At 67.8% G+C, this 6,454-nt stretch carries 6 protein-coding genes; all 6 read right to left on the reverse strand.

The window, feature by feature from the left end; all coding sequences use genetic code 11:
- Window positions 1-503: dipeptide/oligopeptide/nickel ABC transporter ATP-binding protein (locus tag PUR56_RS12265; RefSeq protein ID WP_329948911.1), on the reverse strand; the 503-nt coding region annotated here is incomplete at its 3' end.
- On the reverse strand, window positions 496-1,590 hold the full coding sequence (locus tag PUR56_RS12270) for an ABC transporter ATP-binding protein (RefSeq protein WP_329874621.1): 1,095 nt from the start codon (window positions 1,588-1,590) through the stop codon (window positions 496-498). The genes PUR56_RS12270 and PUR56_RS12265, both read right to left, overlap by 8 nt.
- A 15-nt stretch (window positions 1,591-1,605) precedes the next feature.
- A complete protein-coding gene (locus PUR56_RS12275; RefSeq protein WP_329874623.1) occupies window positions 1,606-2,634 on the reverse strand; it encodes an ABC transporter permease in 1,029 nt (342 codons plus the stop codon).
- Window positions 2,627-3,571, reverse strand: coding sequence for an ABC transporter permease (locus tag PUR56_RS12280; protein WP_329874625.1), 945 nt, complete (start codon window positions 3,569-3,571; stop codon window positions 2,627-2,629). Before PUR56_RS12280 ends, PUR56_RS12275 begins: the two co-directional genes overlap by 8 nt.
- A 92-nt stretch (window positions 3,572-3,663) precedes the next feature.
- A complete protein-coding gene (locus PUR56_RS12285; RefSeq protein ID WP_329874627.1) occupies window positions 3,664-5,310 on the reverse strand; it encodes a peptide ABC transporter substrate-binding protein in 1,647 nt (548 codons plus the stop codon).
- A 432-nt stretch (window positions 5,311-5,742) separates the two neighbouring features.
- The coding region (locus PUR56_RS12290; RefSeq protein ID WP_329948912.1) for an ABC transporter ATP-binding protein at window positions 5,743-6,454 on the reverse strand (712 nt) is incomplete at its 5' end.

Here is a 6,454-nt window from a genome sequence, read left to right on the forward strand (position 1 = left end):
ATGCCGATGCGCTGGCGCTGGCCGCCGGAGAACTGGTGCGGGTACCGGTTGATGTACTCCGGGTTCAGGCCCACCACGTCCAGCAGGTCCTGGACGGCCTTGCGGCGGTCGCCCTTCGGGGCCACCTCCGGGTGGATCTCGTAGGGCTCACCGATGATGTCGCCGACCGTCATGCGCGGGTTCAGCGAGGTGTACGGGTCCTGGAACACCATCTGGATGTTCCGCCGCACCGCCTTCAGCGCGGATCCGGAGAGCCGGGTGATGTCCTCGCCCTTGAACAGCACCTGGCCGGAGGTGGCCCGCTCCAGGTTCATCAGCACCTTGGCCAGCGTCGACTTCCCGCAGCCGGACTCGCCGACGATGCCGAGGGTCTCGCCCCTGAGCAGCTGGAAGGAGATGCCGTCCACGGCCCGGACGGCGCCGACCTGCTTCTTGAGGACGATGCCCTGGGTCAGCGGGTAGTGCTTGACCAGGTCCTTGACCTCCAGGATGGGCTCAGCCACGGAGGGTCTCCTTCCAGAAGTGGCAGGCGCTCCGGCGGCCCGGCAGGTCGGCCCCCTCGGCGTCCAGCACCGGGACCAGCCGCGGGGTTTCGGTGCGGCAGACGTCCTGCGCCCGGTCGCAACGCGGGTTGAAGGCGCAGCCGTCCGGGATCCGCAGCAGGCTCGGCGGCAGGCCCTGGATGGCGTAGAGGTTCTGGCCCTTCTGGTCCAGGCGCGGGATCGAGTTGAGGAGGCCCCTGGTGTACGGGTGGGCCGGGCGCGCGTACAGCTCGTGCACCGGCGCCGTCTCGACGATCCGGCCCGCGTACATCACGGCGATCTTGTCCGCGACGTCGGCGACCACGCCGAGGTCGTGGGTGATCAGGATCAGACCCATGTTGAACTCGGCCTGGAGCTCCGCGAGCAGGTCCATCACCTGCGCCTGGACGGTGACGTCCAGCGCCGTGGTGGGCTCGTCCGCGATGATCAGGTCCGGCTCCAGCGCCATGGCCATGGCGATCATGATGCGCTGGCGCATGCCGCCCGAGAACTGGTGCGGGTAGTCGCCGACCCGTTCCCGGGCGGCGGGGATGCGCACCCGCTCCATCAGCTCGATCGCCCGCTCCTTGGCCTCCTTGCGCGAGGCCCCCTGGTGCACCCGGAACATCTCGCCGAGCTGGTAGCCGACGCTCAGGACCGGGTTGAGCGAGGAGAGCGCGTCCTGGAAGATCATCGCGATCTTCCGGCCGCGCACCGCCCGGCGGGCCCTGGGGCTCATGGTGAGCAGGTCCTCGCCGCGGAACCGGATCGAGCCGGAGGTGATCTTCCCCGGTGGCATGTCGAGGATGCCCATGATCGCCTGGGCGGTCACCGACTTGCCCGAACCGGACTCGCCGAGCACCGCCAGGGTCTCCCCCGCCGACACCGAGTAGCTCACGCCGTTGACGGCCTTGGCGACGCCGTCCCGGGTGTGGAACTCGATGTGCAGGTCGTCGACCTCCAGCAGCGGGGTGCCGGGCACCAGGTTCTCCCGGCCGCCGCCGAGCACCTCCACCGCGTCCCGGCGCGCCGCGCCGTCCTTCGTCGTCGGCTTGGTCAGATCAGTCATGGTCCGCGGCCCTCCTCAGCGCAGCTTCGGGTCGAGGGCGTCGCGCACCGCGTCGCCGAGCATGATGAACGCGAGCACCGTGATGCTCAGCACGGCGGCCGGGAAGAGCAGCACGTGCGGGGCGTTCAGGAAGCGGGCCTGGGCGTCGCTGATCATCAGGCCCCAGGAGATCGCCGGGGACTGGATGCCGATGCCGAGGTAGGAGAGCGCGGCCTCGGCCCCGATGTAGACGCCCAGGTTGATGGTCGAGACCACGATCACCGGCGCGACGGCGTTCGGCAGGATGTGCCGGCTGACGATCCGCCCGGTGCCGGCACCGAGGGCCCGGGCCGCCACCACGTAGTCGTTGTGCTTGTTGGCGAGGACCGCCGAGCGCATCAGCCGGTAGATCTGCGGCCAGCCGAGGACGGCCATCACCGCGGAGACCGTCCAGGCGTTGCCCTCGCCCCAGGTCGACATGATCAGCATCCCGCCGAGCAGCAGCGGGATGGCGAAGAAGATCTCGGTGACCCGGGAGAGCACGCTGTCCGCGAAGCCGCCGATCCAGCCGGCCCAGAGGCCCAGCGTGCCGCCGACGGCGACCACCAGCGTGGTGGTCACCAGCCCGACGATGATCGAGTTGCGGGCGCCCCAGACCGTCCGGGTGTAGATGTCGCAGCCCTGGACGTCGAAGCCGAACCAGTGGTCGGCGCTGGGCCGCTGCAGCGAGTCGGCCAGGTTGCAGAAGCCGCCCGCGCGCGGATCGCCGTCGGTGAACAGCCCGGGGACGATCGCCAGCACCACCATGAACAGCACCAGGAACCCGCCGATCAGGAACAGCGGGTTGCGGCGCAGGTCGTACCAGGCGTCGGTCCAGAGGCTGGCGACGCGCTCCGTGCCGTCCTTGCCCTTCCCGGCGGGGCCCTTGCCGGCCGGGTCCTTCTTGTCGAGCGACGCCCCGGCGAGCGGAGCGGCCTCGGCCGCCGGCCCGCTCGCGGCGGTCCCGGCAGCGGGCTGCCCGGGAATCGCCACCGTCGCGTCCTCGCGCTTCGTCGGCTCACTCATAGCGGATCCTCGGGTCCAGGACGGCGTACAGCAGGTCGACCACCAGGTTGGCGAACAGGTAGACCATCACCAGGGCGCTCACGATGCCCACGACGATGGTCCGTTCCCGCAGGTAGACGGACTGGAAGAGCTGGTGTCCGACGCCGGGGATGTTGAAGATGCCCTCGGTGATCACCGCGCCGCCCATCAGCCCGCCGAGGTCCATGCCGAGGAAGGTGACGATCGGGATCAGCGCGTTGCGCAGTCCGTGCCGGATCACCACCCGCAGCGGGCTGAGGCCCTTGGCCACCGCCGTGCGGACGTAGTCGGCCCGCATGACCTCGATCAGGCTGGTGCGGGTGAGCCGGGCGACGTACGCCAGCGAGGTCGAGGCGAGCACGTAGGCGGGCAGCAGGTAGGACCGGAAGCCCGCCTCCTCGTTGAAGGAGACCGGGAAGAAGTCGATGCCCAGATCGGTGTTGAGCTTCACCCCGAGGAGCAGCTGGAGCACGAAGCCGATCACGAAGACCGGGATCGAGATGACCATCAGGGTGGAGATCAGCACCACGTTGTCGATGAACCGGCCGCGCCGGAGGGCCGCGACCACACCGGCGGTGATGCCCACGACCATCTCGATCACGATCGCGGTGAGCGCCAGGTTGATGGTGTAGGGAAAGGCCGTCTTCATCACGTCCACGACCTGGTTGCCGCGGTAGTCCTCACCGAAGTCGCCCTGGAAGAGGCCGACCAGGTAGTTCCAGTACTGGATGAAGAACGGGTCGTCGAGGTTGTACCGGTCCCGCAGGACCGCCACGACGGCGGGGTCCTGTCGCTTCTCACCGGCCAGTGCCGTGATGGGATCCCCAGGCAGCAGGAAGACCAGTGCGTAGATAAGGAACGTCGCGCCGAGGATCACAGGTATGGCCTGGATGATCCGGCGGACCACATAGCGGCCCATGCGGTCTCCTCATGGTCGGGGGCACGCCTGAGCCGGGCGGCGCGGGGGTTTCCCGCGCCGCCCGCCGTGGCGTACCGGTCAGCTGGGGGGCGTCAGGCCAGTTCGACGTTGGCCAGGTCCATCTGCCCCTGGGCGTTGACGTTCACGTTCTTGACGGTCTTCGTGTAGGCCGCGGAGGACATGTAGGTGTACACCGGGATGTACGGCAGGTCCTTGATGAGGATGTCGTCGGCGGCCTGGTAGAGCTTGAGGCCCTCGGCCTCGCCCTTGGCGGCGTCGGCCTTGGCCAGCGTGGCCTCGAACTCCTCGTTGACGTAGCCGCCGTAGTTGGAGCCGTTCTCGATGGCGACCTTGGAGAAGATCGGGCGCAGGTAGTTCTCGATCGACGGGTAGTCCATCGACCAGGCCATGCGGAAGGCCCCGGAGTACTTCTTGTCGCCCAGCGCGGTGAGGATGGCGCCGAACTTCTCGAACGGCTTGAAGGTGACCTCCAGACCGAGGTTCTTCTTCAGCTGGTTGCCGACCGCCTCGATCCACTCCTTGTGGCCGCCGTCGGCGTTGTACCCGATCTCGATCGTGTTGCCGGGCAGGCCGCCGGCCAGGGTGAAGAGCTCCTTGGCCTTCGCCGGATCGTACTTGGCGGCGTCGCCGAGCGCGCCCGCGCGGTAGCCCGGGATGATCGGGCTGATGAAGTCGTCGGCCGGCTTGCGGGTGCCCGAGAAAATCGTCTTGGTGATCGCCTCGCGGTCGATCGCCATCGAGATCGCCTTGCGCAGCTCCGGCTTCTGGAACGCCGGGTTCGTGGCGATCGGGAATCCGAGGTAACCGACGCCGGATTCCGGCTTGTAGATGTAGCGGTCGCCGAACTCCTGGGCGACGGTCGCCATCGCCGAGATCGGCAGCTTGTCGGTGATCTGGATGTTGTTCGCGCGCAGGTCGTTGTACGCGGTTTCCAGCTTGTCGTAAACCTTGAACGTGACGGAATCCAGCTTGGCCTTTCCGTCAGACGCCGGGAAGTTCTCGTACCGCTTGACCTTGATCTGCTTGTTGTGCTCCCACTTGCCGTCCATCTGGAAGGCGCCGTTGCCGATCGGCGCCTCCTCGAAGGCCTTGGTGTCGGTGAAGAAGGCCTTCGGGAGCGGGAAGAAGGCGTTGTAGCCGAGCATGGTCTTGAACTGCGAGAACGGCACCTTGAGGGTGACGGTGAAGGTCTTGTCGTCGACGACCGCCAGGCCCTTGAGCTTGTCCGCGGTGGGCGTCTTGTCCTTGCCCGGGGCCAGCTCCTCGGAGCCGAGGATCTTGTCGTAGAACGGCATGGCCTCCTGCGCGTTGGCCTGGTTCGCGCCGTAGTTCCAGGCGTCGACGAACGACTGCGCGGTGACCTTCTCGCCGTTGTGGAAGGTGTAGCCGTCCTTGAGCTTGATCGTCCAGACGGTCGCGTCCGGGCTCTCGATCGACTCGGCGACCCGCAGCCGCGGCGAGTTGTCCTTGATGTCGTAGTCGACCAGGCCGGCGAAGATCGCGTTGAGCACCTCGGAGCCCTCGGACTCCGCGGTGTTCTGCGGCACCAGACCGTGCTGCGGCTCACCCAGCTCGACGCTGATCGAGCCGCCCTTCTTGCCCGACCCCGAGGTGCCCCCGTCCGAGGACTTCTTGTCGCTGCTGGTGCTGCAGGCCGAGATCGCGAGCGCGGTGCAGGCCGCGAGCGCGGTCCAACGCATCGTCTTGGTGAGCCTCATTCAACTGCTCCTCGATTTAAGGGCTTACGAACGAACGGCGCCTCGCCAGTCGGTGTGCCGGGCATGGCGAAGGTCGACATCTCAGGGCCGATCCGCACAGGTGACGAGGTGACCACTGATACGCGCAGAGCAACTATCGATCACCCGACCCCTTCGGTGGAATCGCCGTCACATCTCTTTTCAATTACATGCTCAGACCAACCCGTGACAATACTCGGCAAATTCCTCCATATCGCGCGCGGAGCCGTCAATTCCACTTTCCGAATAACGAACATATATCACCGGTATTCGGCGCATTACGAAGCGTAATGATCATTTCCGAGTGCCCCGGACACCGTTCGGACGGGAATTCCCGCAGGTCGGCGGGCCGCAACGCGAGAGCGCGCCCTCCGAACGGAGGACGCGCTCTGTGAGTGGGGCGTACGCCCGGTGTCAAACGGTTTCCGGGCCGCCCCCGGGCTCTCCCCCGGGCCCCTTCCCGGACTCCCCCGCCGGCGCCCACTCCCCCGGTCCGCGCTCGGCCGCGAAGTGGCACGCCGAGTCGTGCGCCGCGAGCCCGTCCAGCCAGGCCGGGACGGCCAGCAGCGGGGTCTCCAGTGCGCACTTCTCCTGCGCCTTCCAGCAGCGGGTGCGGAACCGGCAGCCGGACGGCGGGTTCGCCGGCGAGGGCACGTCCCCGGTGAGGACGATCCGGTCCCGCGACTCGCGCGCCGTCGGATCCGGTACCGGCACCGCGGAGAGCAGCGCCTGGGTGTACGGGTGCGTGGCGTGGTCGTAGATCTCCCGGTCGCTGCCGATCTCGACCATCCTGCCGAGGTACATCACGCCGACCCGGTCGGAGATGTGCCGGACGATCGAGAGGTCGTGCGCGATGAACATGTACGAGAGGTTGAACTCGCTCTGGAGCTGCTCCAGCAGGTTGATCACCTGCGCCTGCACCGAGACGTCCAGCGCGGACACCGGCTCGTCGCAGATGATGACCTCCGGCTTGAGCGCCAGCCCTCGGGCGATGCCGATGCGCTGGCGCTGGCCGCCGGAGAACTGGTGCGGGTACCGGTTGATGTACTCCGGGTTCAGGCCCACCACGTCCAGCAGGTCCTGGACGGCCTTGCGGCGGTCGCCCTTCGGGGCCACCTCCGGGTGG

The organism is Streptomyces sp. BE303, from assembly GCF_036290945.1.
GTDB lineage: Bacteria > Actinomycetota > Actinomycetes > Streptomycetales > Streptomycetaceae > Kitasatospora.

Excerpts from the sequence above, each read along its gene's own strand:
- PUR56_RS12270 (WP_329874621.1), bottom strand. The coding sequence starts at position 1,590 with ATGACTGATCTGACCAAGCCGACGACGAAGGACGGCGCGGCGCGCCGG.
- PUR56_RS12275 (WP_329874623.1), bottom strand. The coding sequence starts at position 2,634 with ATGAGTGAGCCGACGAAGCGCGAGGACGCGACGGTGGCGATTCCCGGG.
- PUR56_RS12280 (WP_329874625.1), bottom strand. The coding sequence starts at position 3,571 with ATGGGCCGCTATGTGGTCCGCCGGATCATCCAGGCCATACCTGTGATC.
- PUR56_RS12285 (WP_329874627.1), bottom strand. The coding sequence starts at position 5,310 with ATGAGGCTCACCAAGACGATGCGTTGGACCGCGCTCGCGGCCTGCACC.